General features: G+C 31.4%; 15 protein-coding genes. 10 read left to right on the forward strand and 5 right to left on the reverse strand.

What is annotated here, in order from left to right:
- The first annotated feature begins 59 nt into the window (after window positions 1–59).
- Window positions 60–854: an alpha/beta hydrolase gene (locus B4A23_RS00245; RefSeq protein ID WP_291115497.1), complete on the forward strand. Its 795-nt coding sequence runs from the start codon at window positions 60–62 to the stop codon at window positions 852–854.
- A 169-nt stretch (window positions 855–1,023) separates the two neighbouring features.
- On the opposite strand, the gene B4A23_RS00250 is transcribed toward B4A23_RS00245, so the two are convergent.
- The 3 genes from B4A23_RS00250 to B4A23_RS00260 form a co-directional block, all read right to left on the reverse strand.
- Window positions 1,024–2,160 (reverse strand): efflux RND transporter periplasmic adaptor subunit, encoded by a 1,137-nt coding sequence (locus tag B4A23_RS00250; RefSeq protein WP_291115500.1) that lies wholly within the window; start codon window positions 2,158–2,160, stop codon window positions 1,024–1,026.
- Window position 2,161: 1 nt separating this feature from the next.
- Window positions 2,162–6,490: a CusA/CzcA family heavy metal efflux RND transporter gene (locus B4A23_RS00255; protein WP_291115502.1), complete on the reverse strand. Its 4,329-nt coding sequence runs from the start codon at window positions 6,488–6,490 to the stop codon at window positions 2,162–2,164.
- Between the two features lie 98 nt (window positions 6,491–6,588).
- Window positions 6,589–6,894 carry a hypothetical protein gene (locus B4A23_RS00260; RefSeq protein WP_152606051.1) on the reverse strand — a complete coding sequence of 102 codons (306 nt, stop codon included), beginning with the start codon at window positions 6,892–6,894 and terminating at the stop codon, window positions 6,589–6,591.
- Window positions 6,895–7,770: 876 nt separating this feature from the next.
- Here B4A23_RS00260 and B4A23_RS00265 point away from each other — a divergent pair.
- A complete protein-coding gene (locus tag B4A23_RS00265) occupies window positions 7,771–7,893 on the forward strand; it encodes a hypothetical protein (protein WP_291115505.1) in 123 nt (40 codons plus the stop codon).
- Between the two features lie 501 nt (window positions 7,894–8,394).
- Here the strand turns inward: B4A23_RS00265 and B4A23_RS00270 are convergent.
- Window positions 8,395–9,120, reverse strand: coding sequence for a LytR/AlgR family response regulator transcription factor (locus B4A23_RS00270; RefSeq protein WP_291115508.1), 726 nt, complete (start codon window positions 9,118–9,120; stop codon window positions 8,395–8,397).
- Complete coding sequence (locus B4A23_RS00275) at window positions 9,117–9,824, reverse strand: sensor histidine kinase (RefSeq protein WP_291115512.1); 708 nt, start codon at window positions 9,822–9,824, stop codon at window positions 9,117–9,119. Before B4A23_RS00275 ends, B4A23_RS00270 begins: the two co-directional genes overlap by 4 nt.
- Window positions 9,825–10,370: 546 nt before the next feature.
- Here B4A23_RS00275 and B4A23_RS00280 point away from each other — a divergent pair.
- The 8 genes from B4A23_RS00280 to B4A23_RS00315 all read left to right on the forward strand — a co-directional run bounded on the left by B4A23_RS00280 (window position 10,371) and on the right by B4A23_RS00315 (window position 16,946).
- Window positions 10,371–10,790 carry a hypothetical protein gene (locus tag B4A23_RS00280; RefSeq protein WP_291115514.1) on the forward strand — a complete coding sequence of 140 codons (420 nt, stop codon included), beginning with the start codon at window positions 10,371–10,373 and terminating at the stop codon, window positions 10,788–10,790.
- Between the two features lie 5 nt (window positions 10,791–10,795).
- Complete coding sequence (locus tag B4A23_RS00285) at window positions 10,796–11,806, forward strand: hypothetical protein (protein WP_291115517.1); 1,011 nt, start codon at window positions 10,796–10,798, stop codon at window positions 11,804–11,806.
- 157 nt (window positions 11,807–11,963) lie between these two features.
- Window positions 11,964–12,524 carry a Crp/Fnr family transcriptional regulator gene (locus B4A23_RS00290; RefSeq protein ID WP_180906460.1) on the forward strand — a complete coding sequence of 187 codons (561 nt, stop codon included), beginning with the start codon at window positions 11,964–11,966 and terminating at the stop codon, window positions 12,522–12,524.
- A gap of 68 nt (window positions 12,525–12,592) precedes the next feature.
- Window positions 12,593–13,417 (forward strand): N-acyl homoserine lactonase family protein, encoded by an 825-nt coding sequence (locus tag B4A23_RS00295; RefSeq protein WP_291115520.1) that lies wholly within the window; start codon window positions 12,593–12,595, stop codon window positions 13,415–13,417.
- Between the two features lie 555 nt (window positions 13,418–13,972).
- Window positions 13,973–15,187, forward strand: coding sequence for an NAD(P)/FAD-dependent oxidoreductase (locus tag B4A23_RS00300; RefSeq protein WP_291115523.1), 1,215 nt, complete (start codon window positions 13,973–13,975; stop codon window positions 15,185–15,187).
- Window positions 15,188–15,265: 78 nt separating this feature from the next.
- The gene (locus B4A23_RS00305; RefSeq protein WP_180906457.1) at window positions 15,266–15,652 is read left to right on the forward strand and encodes a DoxX family protein; all 387 of its coding nucleotides are present in this window, start codon (window positions 15,266–15,268) and stop codon (window positions 15,650–15,652) included.
- Window positions 15,653–16,111: 459 nt separating this feature from the next.
- Window positions 16,112–16,411, forward strand: a complete 300-nt coding sequence (locus tag B4A23_RS00310) for an AraC family ligand binding domain-containing protein (RefSeq protein ID WP_291115526.1) — start codon at window positions 16,112–16,114, stop codon at window positions 16,409–16,411.
- An 82-nt stretch (window positions 16,412–16,493) separates the two neighbouring features.
- Complete coding sequence (locus B4A23_RS00315) at window positions 16,494–16,946, forward strand: CopD family protein (protein WP_291115529.1); 453 nt, start codon at window positions 16,494–16,496, stop codon at window positions 16,944–16,946.
- Window positions 16,947–17,013: the final 67 nt, after the last annotated feature.

Raw genomic sequence — 17,013 nt, forward strand, 5'->3', positions numbered from 1 at the left:
GGATTTATTCGTTCAGAATAATTTTACGGCTTCAAAATAATCATTAAATATAATCAAAAATGAAAAAAATTAAATATCTATTTTTCATCGTATTTTTCATAAATATACATGTTTTTACATTCGCGCAATCTCAAAAAAAAGAACCTGTTTTTGTACTTGTACATGGAGCTTGGCATGGTGGATGGTGTTGGTCTGATGTAAGTAAAAATCTTACACAAAAAGGTTATAAAGTCTATACACCTACCTTAACTGGACTTGGCGAAAGAAAACACCTTATCAACAACGATGTAAATCTTGACACTCATATACAAGATATTGTAAATCTTATTGAAATGGAAGATTTAGATCATGTATATCTTGTTGGCCATAGCTATGCAGGTGCTATAATTGCTGGCGTTGCAGATCGTATTCCTGAAAAACTTACCAAACTTATTTTTCTTGATGCTATGATTGTAGAAAATGGACAAAGCGCAATTTCACTTCAACCAGATGGAGTAAGACAAATTCAGGAAGAAAATATAAAAAGAAAAGAACATTTCGAACCGTTTGATGTCTCACTTTTTGGTGTTACAGATCCCAAAATTGTAACATCCATAGAAAAAAGATTAACCCCTCAACCTTTTAATACTTTTGCACAAAAATTAAAACTAATTCATCCATACGGAAATGGCTTACCGTTAATCTATATTGCATGTACTCATCCGCAATTACCAATAATGAAAGAAATGAGTGAAAAAGTACAAAAAGATAAAAAACACAAATGGCAACACATTAGTCTAAATACAGGACATGATGCTATGATTACCATTCCAAATGAATTATCTGATATCTTTATCAGTCTAATTGATCAATAATTCTCAAGAAAAAAACCTTCATTTTTAATAACAAAATGAAGGTTTTTATAATTCATTATTTATTGTCTAAGTCTTCAATACATCGATTTGCAAACACTATTCTGACTGACGATAATAAGAAGCTGAATTCATTTCAGCTTCTTAATTTATTTTATATTTTCAAAAATACCTACTCCTCTTCTCCACTATTTTTCATCGCAATCAAAAGATAATATGCTCCTTTCGAAACATATACTTTTCCTGAATTTTGAGGAGATTTTATTTCAATCATTTTATTCGCAGAACCTCCTATTTCTACAGGAACTAATCGAAACTGATTTTTAGTTTGTTTTTCGAACACATAATCTTTTCCTTCAAACTGAATTACAGCTTCTTCTGGTAAAACATTCGCGTTAAGCGAATTCACCTGCAATTCAATATTGAAATACATATTCGCTGTTAATCGCGTTCCATTCGCATTCGTAATTCGTGCAAAAACATCAACCGTTCCATCTTCATTCACTTGATTAGAAATTGAGGTGATTTGCGCATCTAACTTTTGATCTGGTTTTGCATTGGTATAAGCTTTCAAAAATTGACCAATCTGAATGTTACTTAGATCTTTTTCAAACACTTTTACGTTCAACAAAGAACGATCAGGATTAATAATTTCTAACATCGCATCTGCTGGCGAAATATATTGTCCTGTATTCGCAAAAACCTGACTCACCATTCCGCTAATTGGTGCATAAACATTGATAGTACGTCTAATATTACTCAACGAGACTGAAGAAGGATTGATATTCATTAGCCTAAGTTTCTGTTCCAACGAACTTTTCTTTACCATCAACGATTGACGTGTTGCTTTCGCTTGTTGCATCACTTTGTCACTTGCTGCTTGCACTGCATTCAAATCCTTTTGACGAACATAATCTGCACTAGCCTGCTCTAACAAAGCTTTTGTTGTGAGATAATCTTCTTGCATTTGAATATACTGCGGATCTTCTAAAACCACCAAAACTTGTCCTTTATTCACATAATTTCCTGGAATTAATGCAATTCGTTTCACATAACCACCAAAAGCATTGGTGATAGAAATAGTATTCTCTGGGGTTACAGCCGTCTTTGCATTTAGCCGAATAGTTGTAGGTAAATTCTGATGACGTAAAGAGATAGTATCAATTTCAAAATTCTTTAATTGAGCATCTGTCAACTTTAAAATTGAGGTAGAAATAGTTGCTTTTTGCTCTACTTCGGGTTTTGTTTCTTCTTTGTTACAACTCATCACAACAAGAGATGTACAAAGCATTAAGATATATTTTTTCATATTATTGTGCAGTATAAAAAGTCATTGCGGCATAAGCCTGATTACGTAGATTCTTTGCTTCTAAAAACTTTGTTTTCACTTCGATGATTTGATTATTCAGAATCACCCAATCCAAAAAATTAATCTCTCCTTCTAGTAATTGACGATTAATTGTTTTTTGTAAATCATTCGCAGCAGGAAGTTGAGATTGTTCAAAATCCTCTACCATTTCTTCGTAAGCATTTACTTTATTTTTTAATACATCAAAATCTTGTTGCAACTTCGATTGTTGTAAAGTATACGCTTGTTTTGCAAGATCAGTTTTAACTTTTGAGGCTTCGATTGACGAATTAATTCCTCTATTAAACAAAGGTAAGCCAACTCCTACTTGAAAAGAATTGTATCGATTTTTGTCTAAATCAGAAAAGCTTTGATTTGAATATCCAACTGTTAAAACTGGAACTTTTTTCGATTTCTCAACTTCAGTTTCCAGCGTTGAAGTCTGAATATTTTCTTCCGCTAATTTTAACATTGGATGTGCATCTGAAACAGATAATCCTGCAATTTCATTCCAATTCACACCATCTTTTGTTGGATAAATTTTGAATGATGAATTGGTTAAAAATTGAATTTGTCTTGATTCATTTTCTAATTCATTCTCAACTAATCTCAATTGATTTTGAATCGATTTCAACTGAATAATAGCTGTTGAAACCTCACTTCGGTTTGATTCACCTTTCTTCAAACGTAAATTTGCTTTCTTCAAAAACTCTTGGTAAATCAATTCATTTTCTTTCAATAAATCTTGTTGATATTCTGTATTTTGCATATTGACATACAAATTGGCTAATCGTTGTTTAATCTCAACTTTCGTCAATTGTTCATTTGCTTTAGAAGTACTGATCATTTGTTCGTTCAAAGCTTTTTGACGTTTAAAAACCACAGGAAATTGAAACGATTGTGAAATAGTAAATTTGTTATCAAATTCACCCGAATTCACTTGTCCAAATTCCGCAGCTATATCTAAAGGTGAAAGCGAACGATTGGCAAATACATTTTTCTCGTGATAAACAGTAGTCAATTCTGCTTGTTTAATTTCGAGGTTATTCGCGTCAGCTAATTTTACAACCTCATCAAAACTCATACGTTCTTGCGCATTGGCAGTTGCTCCAAACAAAGCTAAAACTAATAAAATAGCTGTAGGAATTGATTTATGACGAGTTGATTTCTTTTTAAAATGAATATTTTCGAACATAACATATAAAATTGGTAAAACAAAAAGGGTAAGAAAAGTTGCACCCATTAATCCTCCGATAACAACAGTTGCTAATGGACGTTGAACTTCTGCACCCGAACCATTACTAAGAGCCATTGGTAAGAAACCTAAAGAGGCTACAGCTGCTGTCATTAGGACGGGACGAAGACGAGTTCGTGTTCCCATAATAACAATTCGAGTTGTATTTTTAATTCCGTTATCACGTAGACGATTGTATTCTGAGATTAATACAATTCCATTTAGAACAGCAATTCCAAAAAGGGCGATAAATCCAACTCCAGCACTGATACTGAAAGGCATATCTCGCGCAGCTAAGAATAGTATTCCACCGATTGAAGAAAGCGGAATGGCTGTATAAATTAATAAACTTTCTTTGATTGATTTGAATGCAAAGAATAACAACACGAAAATCAAAACCAAGGCGACTGGAACAGCAATACCTAAGCGAGCTTTTGCATGATTCAAATTTTCGAAAGCTCCACCATAAGTCGCATAATATCCTGTAGGAAGTTTGACTTGAGCATCAACCTTTTGTTGCAACTCTTGTACAACACTCTCTATATCGCGTCCTTTTACATTAAATCCAACAACAATTCTACGTTTTGCATCTTCGCGCTGAATTTGATTTGGCGTATTTTTATAATCTACTTTTGCCAGTTGATTCAATGGAATCTGAATTCCAGAAGCAGTAGGAATCAATAAATTTCGAATATCTTCTATATTTTCGCGTTTATCTTCTGCTAAACGAACCACCATATCAAAACGTTTTTCACCTTCGAAAACCATTCCAGTAGATTGTCCTGCAAAAGCCATATTAATAATTCGATTTGCTTCTCCAATACTCAATCCATATTGCGCTAATAAAGCGCGATCAAACTCAATCACAACTTGCGGAATTCCATTAATTGGTTCGATATATAAGTCTTGCGCTCCTTTTACAGTATTGATTATTTTTCCTAATTTATCTGCATTATTGGCTAAACTATCTAAATTTTCACCAAATATTTTCACCACCACATCTTGTCGTGCTCCTGTCATTAATTCGTTAAAACGCATCTGAACAGGAAATTGAAATCCTGTTGAAAGTCCTGGAACATCTTCCAAAGCTTTACTCATTTTATCCGATAATTCTGGAAAAGTTGTGGCAGAAGTCCATTCTTTTTTAGGTTTCAAAACAATAATCATATCTCCTGCATCCATTGGCATTGGCTCGGTAGGAATCTCTCCACTCCCAATTTTTGTCACAACCATTTCAACTTCAGGGAAACGATCTTTCAATATTTTAGCTGCTTTATTTGTATATTCTATTGTTGTCGTAATATTACTTCCTGGTAAAATACGTGCTTCTACAGCAAAATCGCCTTCTTCTAAAGCTGGAATAAATTCACCTCCTAAACGAGACATCACAAAAACAGCAATAGCAAAAAGAGAAAGCACAATTGCTAAAATAATAGTACGAACTTTTAAGGCTTTGATTAAATATTTCTGATGGAAAATCTCAATTTTAGCCATTACACGATCCGATAAATTAGGTTTAACTTTCTTCTTTTTACTTAAGAATAAGCTGGTCATCATCGGAACATAAGTCAACGAAAGAATAAATGCACCAATCAATGCAAAAGCAACTGTTTCCGCCATTGGTTTGAACATTTTTCCTTCTATTCCTTGTAAAGTAAAAATTGGTAAATAAACAATTAGAATAATAATTTGACCAAAAACAGCCGAATTCACCATTTTTTTAGCTGAAGAACCAACTGTTTGATCCATTTCTGTTTGTGTTAATTTGTTCTTCAACCCAAACTTTTTGTTGTGCGCTAACTGATGCATCGCCGCTTCTACAATAATCACAGCTCCGTCAACAATTAATCCGAAATCTAATGCGCCTAGACTCATCAAGTTTCCACCTACACCAAAAATATTCATCATAATAATCGCGAATAATAAGGCTAGAGGAATAACAGAAGCTACAATAAAACCAGCACGTAAATTTCCTAAGAAAAGCACTAAAATAAAGACAACGATTAAGGCTCCTTCAAGTAGATTTGTTTCAACCGTATGAATGGTATTGTCAACCATTTTTTTACGGTCTAAGAAAGGTTCAATAACAACTCCTTCAGGTAACGTCTTTTTGATCTCTTCGATGCGTTGTTGTACATTCTTCACCACTTCGTTACTATTCGCTCCTTTCAACATCATAACAATTGCACCAGAAACCTCACCTGTATCATTATATGTCATTGCACCATAACGTGTAGCAAAACCAGTTTTTACATCTGCAACATCTCTCAATAAAATAGGTGTTCCGCTTTGCGAGCGTTTGACCAAAATATTTTCAATATCTTCTATTTTACCAATTAAACCTTCAGAGCGGATGAATAAAGAAGTAGGACCTTTTTCGATATAAGCTCCACCTGTATTTTGATTATTCTCGCTTAATGCATCAAATAAATCATTAATTGTCAGATTAAAAGATTGTAAACGTTGCGGATCAATCGCTATTTCGTATTGTTTCAATTTTCCACCGAAACTGCTCACATCCGCTACTCCAGGAACGCCCAAAAGTTGACGACGAACAATCCAGTCTTGAATTGTTCTTAATTCAGTTTCATCATATTGATCTTCGTAACCTTCGGCAGGACGAACAACGTATTGATAGATTTCCCCTAACCCTGTCGAAATTGGACCAAGTTGTGGTTCACCAATACCTTCTGGAATCTCATTTTGAACCTGAATCAAGCGTTCACTTACTTGTTGTCGCGCCCAATAAACATCTGTATTGTCATCAAAAACAATGGTTACCAATGATAATCCAAAACGAGAAAAACTACGAATTTCGGTAATTCCACCAATATTAGAATTAGCTTGTTCGATAGGAAAAGTCACCAAGCGTTCTATATCTTCTGCACTAAAAGAAGGCGCTACAGTGATAATTTGAACCTGATTAGATGTAATATCAGGTTGTGCATCAATGGGTAATTTTGTTGCATCGTAGATACCAAATACCAACAAAGCCAACGTAAACAAACCCACGATAAATTTATTCTTGATTGAAAAATCAATAATTTTATTTAACATCGTAAAATTGTATAGATTAAAAATGTGCTAAATACAAGTTGTAAATAGCTGAAATTGGATAAATTGAAAGAATCAATCTATCGTAAAATCTAAAAAAATCACGCTTGTTTTGGCGGTTGCCAAATAGAATCTAAATAATGAGTATATAAGAAATCTTCATCAAATGTTTTGATTGAAGTCGTAGAAATTTCTTTATCTAAATGTAAAACATCGAAGAGTTTTATTGGAGAGAAAAAAAAGTCGATATGAACAAACTCAACTTTCATGAAAGGTAATTTTTGGTCAGTTTCCCAATCCGCATCAACCTCATGTCCACCATAATGATGAACTAAAAAAGTTTTCATTTCATCCAAAAAATCTCCTCCTTTATCATGTTCAATAAAATGAGAAATAAACACAGGCAATTTATATAACTGACACAATTGAGTTGAAGTTGTTATATATAAAAAAATTAAAATTTTAGTTGCCCATAGTTTCACAAGTCAAAGGTACACTCTATTTAATAGTTTTCAAATTTAATTTGAAATAAAAGTCTTTATGAAAAAACAAAAATTTTACATTATGATTATGTAAGGAACATATTATATCAGACAACATAGTCTTCGCAACTAATCAATTTAAGGTTTTAGAATTTCAACTCCTTCTAAAGAGGGAATTTATCTTCTTAAGGGGATTATAGAAATGTTTTTTATAGTTTACGGTTACATTATTTTTAATCAGATTTAGTACCAGATTTTGGCATTTAGAGCTTGTCAAAGAATATCATCCTTGATCTCAAAAAATACTACTTATTACATAATACAATACTATCATCTCATATCTCATATCTCATATCTCAATCCTCAAATCTAACATCTACTTATTACTTACTACATAATACATAATACATAATACAATTCTAACATCTACTTACTACATATCGATACACGAGCACCGAACAAGCCATACACAATCGATACAGAATGGATACGGAACCGATACAGCAGCGATACAGAAAATTGACCGTTTCAACGCATACAACCTCCAATTAAGAGCATAAAACATCAGTTGGCTCAATGAGAAGTCAATTCATTTCATCACGATGCGAATGTGTTCATCATTCGTCAATTTTGCATGACTCGTATTTAGAGAGATTAATTTCACACTGTTGTTGCACCAGAATATAAACAAATAAAAATTAAAAAAAATGGGTAAAATTACAGATTCTCTTTTGTCAGGTACGAGAAAGGCATATAGGACGAATTATCGTTTCAAACGTAGATGGCGTACAAATTTCGCGTATGCGACCTCGAAAAGCCAATCGTATAGCTACACCAAAACAGCAATTGGTCAAAGACCGATTCAATTTCGCATCACGTTTTATACAAGGCTACAAAACATTGGTAGAAAAAGAAATGGTTTAAAATCTCCTTTCAATCACAAAATTTTACTACTCTGAATTAAGGCAATGAACCTTTGTTACTGAGGATGTAGAAGTATCAAACTGAAGAATCTTTTGTCACTTTTTACTTGACTAAAAAGTAATATACCGAAGCTTATAAAGCTTCTCCTTTTAATTTTTAATTTCAAATGTTTTTTTATCAAGACTTCCCCGAAGGTCATATGAATTCATTTGAAAACAATAATAACCCCTGAATAAAAAATGAACATATTATCGTAAAACTTTGGACAGGAAAATCTGAAAAATAAAAACTAGCGGACGAACTGGTAAAAACAGCCCGATCAATTATCGGTTATAGCGAAGAGTCATTTTCAATTGTAATAGAAAATATAGAACGTGATGATTGGAAAGAAAAAGTGTAACAACCAGATATTATGGCAAATGCAAAACAGTTGTACAAAAAGCCAGAATATAAGATGGACTATAAATACCTAACAGTAAACGTGTTGTCAGTTGTTTTGCCTCAATCCTCCATTTTTATATACCCCTCGCTATAATTATCAAAAAATAATTTACGATAAGTAGAACCTATTGCAATGGCAATATCATCGATATACAACGTGTTATAATCAAAAGAAGTGATGTGATTCTTATTCACAATATAAGATTTGCTCACTCTGTAAAAGCTTGTATTTGGAAGTTTTGTATGCATCGTTTTTAGATTCATTGCGGTTATCAACTTTTGCTTGTCTGTATAAATGATGACATAATCTTTCAACGCTTCGATATGCGTAATATCCTCAAAATATAATTTATGAAATCTTCGATCTGCCTTGATAAACATAAACTGTTCTGAATTAGATTCAATTGTTGATTTTATGGTGTTTTCTGATAACAATTGATGCAATAATTCTGCTTTTGAAATCGCTTTTTTTAGCCGTTCTTGCGAAATAGGTTTCAATAAATAATCTATTGCATCTAGCTCGTAGCCATCAATCGCAAACTGTGGATAAGCCGTCGTAAAAATAAATAATGTATTCGTAGGCAATTGTTTTGCGAGTTCGAGACCATTTATGGATGGCATCTCAATATCCAAAAAAACTAAATCGACGTGATTATTTTTAGTAAAATCAAGCGCTTTGGTTGCATTACCAAAACTTCCAATAATTTCAACGGAATCAAAACCATTAAGTTCCTCCGATAATTCCTCACGCGCAAGAGGTTCATCATCAATTATAATACATTTCATAAAGGTAGATTTAAAGTGACAACAAATTCTTTTTCTTTCTTTTTTAGCTTCAATTCATAGCTGTCGCCATATAAAAGTTCTAATCTTCTTTTGATATTGGTAAGCCCGATTCCTTTATTTTTTGTGTCAGAAATTTTAAAATCTGGACAGATAGAATTACTACATTCAAAATGCAACATAAGATTTGTTATGCTAAAAGTAATATGGATATAAGACGCATTATCATTAACATCGACACTATGTTTAACCGCATTTTCGATAAAAACGGTGAATAAATTTGATGGAATTAAACGTTGATTAAGTGATTCAGAATTAATAGCATTATTGATTTTTATCGTAAAATCGTCCCGTCTTTTTTGCTCTAATTCCAAATAATTGGTAAGAAATAAAATCTCTTGACACAAATTGTTTTTATTGTTTCGATTATCATACAACTGAAAACGCAGAAATTCAGATAACTTCACAACTGTATTCACAGCTTCTTCGGGATTTTTTCGGATAAGTGCTTTTACGCTGTTCAAATTATTAAATAAAAAATGGGGATTAATTTGATTTTTTAATTCAGATAATTCCATTTCATACGTTAGTTTTTCTAATTCAATAATTTTTTCTTTGTCAATAATCCAATTCTGCGCTAATCTTGTTGTTGTTGTAATCATGATAAAACTAATCGAAGTAAAAATTCCATAGATTGGTTGTAACATAAAGAACTCACCTTTTGGAGTATTTAAATGTAAGATATATCGATTCGTTAAAAGTACAATACTTAGGGTTACAATAACTAGACAGATTAAAAGTGAAAAATAGGTTAAATATTTTCTCTCCAAAAATTTAGGAACCAAATAATAGGTGTTGATGTAAAACATGATGACAAAAAAAGTGTACACGCTAACAAACCAATAGATACGGACTTCTTTGGGAAATCTGATATAAAATCCTGAGCAATACAAGAAAATGAAGAAAAATAGTAGAAATATGATTTGCCTAACTAATTTCAATTTCTTGTTCAATAAAAAAGCTATAATTTTCTCCTCCATTTCGATTTATTTAGAGATAGTAATTACTCAAAATATTTAGATTGCTAAATTACTTCTTTATAAAAGACATTATATTTTTTTATACAAAATGATTCTGTTTTTATACAAAACCTCGCAATTCTTCGGTTTTGTATAAAATATACATTGGTTCGTATAAAATTGAATTTGGTACTGACTTTTTGTTTTTTTATTTACATCGAAAAATTAGTAATTATGTCGCAAGCAAAAGTGTTAGAATTATATAATCTTATAGACGAAACTTCATTATCAGAAGAACAACTTGAGTGTAAAATTATTCAAATAGTTGACCTTATTCGGTTTATAGAAATCTACAATGATTCAATTCTTATCAAAGATTTTTTGAAATACAATTGTAGCATTATTTCCCATGAAAACAAATCAATCGGAATTGTGTTTTGTGAGCAACTCGAAGAAATTGAATCACTTATTGCCACACAAAAACTTTTGATGATAAAAGAAAAAGAATTTCTGAATGAATTATGGATTGTTTTTGTTAAAGATTCTCAACAACCAATTAATATTGAAAGCATTAGCAATGATCATAAATTCAATCTTTTTGACAAAATTTTTAATTTCAATTTTTATAAACAAACAATTTTTCAAGCCAGATAATAGCCATGAAATTAATTAAAACATCAACAATACTATTTTGTTTTCTAACAAATGTTACCAATGTATGTGCGCAAGACAATGAGGAAATAAAAGAACAAGATGGTATTTCTAAAAAAGCTTATATGTATTTGACGCAGCAATTTTCTGTTGCAAGACCTTTTAATGTAGAATACAGCTACGCCACGCCAACTAAATTTACTTCGAAAATTGATGGAAACAAAACTGATGGTAATCGAATTAATCATTATTCACAGTTGAATATCAGTACAAATATCAATATTTTGAAAAAAAAGAATTGGCTTCTTAGTACGACTCTTGGTTATAAGAATACCAATATGGATATAGAATTTGATAAATCAACGTTTCAAGAAACAAAAAATGTAGATATTAATGCACATTATCATTACGAATCCCTGAATTTGGCTTATAGTACAAAACTTTTTAACAAGCCTACTTTTCTAAGTTCTAGTCTTATTTTGGATGGTAGCGACAAATATTTTGGAAGAGTAAAAGGTCTCATAACAGGTAATATTTTATTAAAATCTACAGATCGAACTAAAATATTAGTAGGATTAGGTTTGAACATTGATGAAAGTACTAAAACACCTGTAATTCCAATGTTTACCTTACAACATAGATTTAATAATGACTTTTTTGCAGATATTATTTTACCAAAGCAAATTCTTTTCAGAATGCATCCTTTCAAAAATTCTCGATTATCAATAGGAACTGAATTGGAAGCTAACACGTTTTATTTATATCATTTGAATCCTAATAATTTATCTGAAAAATATGAATACAGACAAGTCGATTTAAATAATGGATTGAAGTATGAATATTTGTTAAAACACAATTTTATTATCACTGCCAAAACAGGAGTAAAAACCATGGTTACTAACGGTTTATTTAACAAAAAAGATACTTTTGATGACAAAATTTTCTCATCAACACAAGATCCTTCGTTTTATTTTAATTTAGGAATTTCTTATAATCCTTTTATGAAGCGGAAAAAATAGGTTTATATAATTTTTAACCACAAAAATACTGAAAAACAAAAGTTTATGTTTTTATTAAATGTTTTTTTCATAATTTAGTGAAGAGAAAGTGCATTGAGAATTTATTTTTAATCAATGATATAAAACCACTCAAAGTCAAATACAAATAACAATTACCTTGAATTTTGCTCAATTTTTATCAGAAAAAATCAATTTATCTCAATCTGAAATTGAATTGTTGATGAATAATTGCTCCACGCATAATTTTCAGAAAAAAGAAATCATTTTAGAGCCTTTTTCTCTTTCAAAAAAAATATATTTCGTGGAAGAAGGGATTATCCGAGTTTTTTATGAAACCGATGCAAGGGATATTACCTTGGCTTTTTGTGAAAAAAATGAAATTAGCCTTCCTGTGGAAAGTGTATTTTATGACAAAGAATGCAAATTTGGAATTCAATCGGTTACCGAAACCAAGATTATAAAGCTTAATTATGCTGTCTGGGAGCAACTTTGCGAACAAAATCCCCGTCTTTTACAATTGGACAAAAAGTTTTTAATTGAGAATATCAGAAAATTTACGGAGCATATTTATTCCACTCATTTTAAAACGCCCAAAGAACGTTTTGATGATTTAATGCAAAGCAAACCCGCTATTTTTAATAAAGTTCCGCTAAATACCATTGCAAGTTATTTGGGAATGACGCAAGAAACCTTGAGCCGATTACGAGCCGGAAAATAGCTTTTTTGATTTCAATCAATTTTTTGCTAGAATTTCGCATGTAATTTTGTGTAATCAATACAAAAGAAATGGAAACAATAAAAGTGCATATTTTACATTGTGGCAGCGTTGAAGTGGATTCTTCCTTACCATTTAGCGAAAAAACGTGGAATCCTATTTCCTATACAGGCGTTTTCAGAAGTAAAAAACATCAAGTTTGGCTACCCGTTTCTGCCTATTTAATTGAACATCCAAAAGGTCTGATTTTAATTGATACAGGTTGGCATACCGATGTAAGAATTGGCGACCAAGGGCGTAAACACATGGGATTTGCACATTGGTTGATTAACAAAGCTGATTTGCCAGCAGGGCAAGCAATTAACGAACAATTGGCAAGATTGGGTTACAAAGATTCGGATATCGATTATCTCGTGTTGAGTCATTTGCATTCTGACCACGTCAGCGGATTGAAATTGGTAAAAAACGCCAAACGAATATTGGTGAGCGACATCGAAATGCGAGATGCCGAACAAATGCCCTATCGTTACGTTCCCAATATGTGGGAAGGAATAAATTTGGAAACCTTTAGTTTTGAAAAATCGAATATAGGTCCACAAAATCTTTCCTATGATTTATTTGGAGATAATTCGGTCGTTTTTGTTAATACACCTGGTCACACACACGGTTTGGCTTCAACCATCATCCAGAATAACGGACATTTTTTATTGTTGACAAGCGATACAGGCTACGCCAAAAAATCTTGGGAACAAATGATTCTACCCGGTGTACAAGTAGATAAACAAGAGGTTATTAAGTCTTTGAAATGGACAAAAGAAATTGCCGCGCAACCCAATTGTATTGAAGCGATAGCCAATCACGATTCGGATATAGTCCCTAAAACTATTGAAATATAACTTCAGCTAACATTGGTAACCTGCGCACAACTTCGATTTTAGGCACAAAACATAAAATAATATAAATAGTAACCTCTTTAAAAGGGATTTTAAGGAGTTTTTTTTTTGAGCTGTGTAACAAATTGGTTTTGTTAAATGGTGGTTGAAGGGAGAATTGAACTTCTACTCTATTTAATTCGCCAAAAGCTTTTTGCTTTTGTTTTTTAATTAATTTAACAATCTAAAAAAGTTCCTTGCTCCTTTCTAAATTCATAAACTTTTGTTTTTCGAGTTCTCGTACTTCGTAAAACTTAGCTCAGTTAAAAGCATGGGGAAAATTACAGACTTATCCATTTTATTACCTAATCTATATAATGTATGGTGTAATCTTTTCTATTTAATTTTCGCCATAATAATTAATTTCTTGTAATTGTATTGATTATTTCACTGTAAGCATCAAGCCATTAATCAGAATTTTAAAAATTTTATATGATTATTTATTCGAATAAACAATTGATAACTAACATTATTGGCTCGGTTTTAGTGTGTGTTTTTTAAACCACACAACTAAATAATATGGATTTACATTCTGGATTACCTTTTTGGATTGTTAAAAACGAATTTTTCGACTTATATCATCCTCTTCGCAAAAATTATAAAATAGATGTTGCCATCATAGGATCTGGAATTACAGGGGCTTTAGTTGCGCACGAATTATGTGAAGCAGGTATAGAATGCGCTCTTATCGATAAACGAACAATTTCCACAGGAAGTTCTGCAGCAAGTACTGCTCAATTACAATATGAAATTGATACCCCATTAAGTAAATTAATAAATATTGTTCCCGAAAAAATTGCGATTGATGCTTATTTCAATTGCTTGGAATCTATTACAGATATAGAAAATATATTCAAAAAAACTAATATTGATGCTGATTTTACACGTGTTCCTACAGTTTTATTAGCGAGTAATCAGCAAGGTGTAAAATTGTTAGACGAAGAATATGCAATAAGAACAGAAGTCGGTTTGCCTGTGAAGTATTTAGATGCTAAGCAATTGAAAACTTACCAAAATATTGATGGAATTGCAGCATTGCAAAATGATACTTCTGCCCAGATAGATGCTTATAAAGGCGCTATCAATTTATTAAAGTATCATCAAGAAAAACATAAATTACAGATTTTTACCCATACAAAAGTGGAAAAAATAAACGAAAATAAAAACAATTGCGAACTATTGACCGAGCATGGACATACTATTTCGTGCAAATATGTAATTGTTGCTACTGGTTTTGAAGCTGGTCAATTTCTACCTAAAAAAGTAATGAATTTATTATCTACTTACGCGATTTGTTCGGCTCCCATTGATAAAAAAATGGTTTGGCCAAATCGTAGCTTAATATGGGAAACAGCAGAACCATATCTTTATATGCGAACAACAAAAGATAATCGATTGATAGTTGGTGGTGAAGATGAAGATTTTCAAAATCCTGATAAAAGAGATGATTTACTTCGAACAAAAATCAAAACTCTTGAACGTAAGTTTAGTCGATTATATCCAGAAATTGAATTCAATACCGAAATGGCTTGGTGCGGAACTTTTAGCTCCACAAATGATGGTTTACCTTATATGGGACCATGGAAAAAAGGTGACCGAACGTTATTTGCATTAGGTTATGGAGGAAATGGAATTACATTTTCGATGGTTGCAGCTCAAGTTTTAAAAAATATCATTCTTAACCAAAAAGATAGTCGCTTAGAAACCTTTGGTTTTGATCGACCAACTAAATAATCAAAAAGTAAATTTTATAACTACAATCAGAAAGAATATCTAATCTAATTGGATGGTAAATATTAAATAAATATAATTATGAAAAAGAAAACGAAACAAAATATAGCTCGTTATAGCCTAGGTGCTTTTTTAGTGGTAGCGGGTATTACCCATTTAACAATTGCGAGAAAAGAGTTTAAAGCTCAAGTTCCTAATTGGGTGCCCTTAGATAAAGATGATACTGTGGTATATTCAGGAATTTCCGAAATTGCTTTAGGAAGCGCTGTTATTTTAGCTCCAAAAGAAAAAAAAGAGTTTGTTGGAAAAATAACAGCTGTTTTTTTCGCTGCTGTATTTCCTGGAAATTGGGCTCAATATAAAAATCATAGAAATGGATTTGGTCTAGATACGGATCAAAAGCGTTTAGCAAGATTATTTTTACAACCATTATTCATGTTTTGGGCAATCAAATCAACTCAAAAATAACCATCATTAGAAATTTAAACCCTCAAGAATTATTAGTTAGATGGATTAAAATTGAAGTAATATAACACTTATGTTTTTTTCCTTCTTTTCCTTCTTCTCCATCATGTCATAAAACCTGTTACTCGTAGAAAAGCACAAATTAAGCTTACAAAAAAAAACGAATATTTTGTAGGTAATCTAAAATTGATCAGACATCTATATCATAGTTTGCTCTAACAACTTTTTCTCCAAAGTTTTTATCCTTTGGATCATGCGTATATATCAATTCTCCTGAATTTTTATCAAAAATTAAAATACTACTGCTGATAACATAAAAATAAAGAGAATAACACGAAACAACCTCTTTAGAAGCAATCTATAATGATTAATCATTAATGAATATAAATAAGAAAATATACATAGAATTGAGTAGAATATTTGATGGATTTGAAATAAATTTAGATGATAAAATAATTCACGATGGATAAATTGTCATGTTTAAATAGCATTCATGCGAATGATAAGGGTGTCAGTGCGGTAAGTATTTTCAAAGGAGAGTCAAGTAATGTAACATCAATTCAATTATTGGAAAATAATATTTTAAAAGAGCATACCACAAAAATAGCTGCGCTGCTTTTATGTGTTACTGGAAAAGTAGTGTATTCTGATGAAAATGAACAAACAATAGAGTTAAATTCTAATGATTTTATAACCATTGAACCTAATGTTATACATAAGTTAGAGGCTTTAGAAAATAGTCAATTGATTTTAGTGAAATAAGGTCATAGAAAAGAACACGATGATGTTGTAAATAACAAACTCGTATAAAATCTTAAATCCAAATGTTGTTATCTTAACAAATATGCACGAATTACATTTATTATTAATCTTTCATTTAATAGGCGCTACAATATGGGTAGGTGGTCATATTATATTAAGTTTAGTTATTTTACCGCAAGTATGGAAAGAAAAATCAGTAGAAAAGTTATTTTCTTTTGAAAGTAAATACGAACGTATTGGACTGCCTGCTTTATTAATCATGGTCATTACAGGAGTAAGAATGTCCTATATTTATACCATCAAAATCAGTAATTGGTTTCATTTCGAAAATCCGATCGAACGTGTTGTCTCGCTAAAACTCATAGGCCTTGCAATGATTGTCTTATTGGCTATAAGCGCTCAGTTTTATGTGCTTCCTCGTCTAAAATCAGATTATTCAAAACTTCCTCTGATGACATTTCATATCATAGCCGTAACAACTATTAGTATACTGATGTTAATTTTAGGTAGTTTTGTACGATATGGTGGGATTTAATTAAATTATTGGTAAATAGAATCTCAATCTGTTGTTATTTTGAGGTATCTTTTCACATAAGACATTA

The organism is Empedobacter sp. UBA7248 (assembly GCF_002472945.1).
Taxonomy (GTDB): Bacteria; Bacteroidota; Bacteroidia; order Flavobacteriales; family Weeksellaceae; genus Empedobacter; species Empedobacter falsenii_C.

Excerpts from the sequence above, each read along its gene's own strand:
- B4A23_RS00305 (WP_180906457.1), top strand. The coding sequence starts at position 15,266 with ATGAAAAAGAAAACGAAACAAAATATAGCTCGTTATAGCCTAGGTGCT.
- B4A23_RS00315 (WP_291115529.1), top strand. The coding sequence starts at position 16,494 with ATGCACGAATTACATTTATTATTAATCTTTCATTTAATAGGCGCTACA.
- B4A23_RS00310 (WP_291115526.1), top strand. The coding sequence starts at position 16,112 with ATGGATAAATTGTCATGTTTAAATAGCATTCATGCGAATGATAAGGGT.
- B4A23_RS00265 (WP_291115505.1), top strand. The coding sequence starts at position 7,771 with ATGCGACCTCGAAAAGCCAATCGTATAGCTACACCAAAACAGCAATTG.
- B4A23_RS00275 (WP_291115512.1), bottom strand. The coding sequence starts at position 9,824 with ATGTTACAACCAATCTATGGAATTTTTACTTCGATTAGTTTTATCATG.
- B4A23_RS00295 (WP_291115520.1), top strand. The coding sequence starts at position 12,593 with ATGGAAACAATAAAAGTGCATATTTTACATTGTGGCAGCGTTGAAGTG.
- B4A23_RS00280 (WP_291115514.1), top strand. The coding sequence starts at position 10,371 with ATGTCGCAAGCAAAAGTGTTAGAATTATATAATCTTATAGACGAAACT.
- B4A23_RS00250 (WP_291115500.1), bottom strand. The coding sequence starts at position 2,160 with ATGAAAAAATATATCTTAATGCTTTGTACATCTCTTGTTGTGATGAGT.
- B4A23_RS00285 (WP_291115517.1), top strand. The coding sequence starts at position 10,796 with ATGAAATTAATTAAAACATCAACAATACTATTTTGTTTTCTAACAAAT.
- B4A23_RS00270 (WP_291115508.1), bottom strand. The coding sequence starts at position 9,120 with ATGAAATGTATTATAATTGATGATGAACCTCTTGCGCGTGAGGAATTA.
- B4A23_RS00245 (WP_291115497.1), top strand. The coding sequence starts at position 60 with ATGAAAAAAATTAAATATCTATTTTTCATCGTATTTTTCATAAATATA.
- B4A23_RS00300 (WP_291115523.1), top strand. The coding sequence starts at position 13,973 with ATGGATTTACATTCTGGATTACCTTTTTGGATTGTTAAAAACGAATTT.
- B4A23_RS00255 (WP_291115502.1), bottom strand. The coding sequence starts at position 6,490 with ATGTTAAATAAAATTATTGATTTTTCAATCAAGAATAAATTTATCGTG.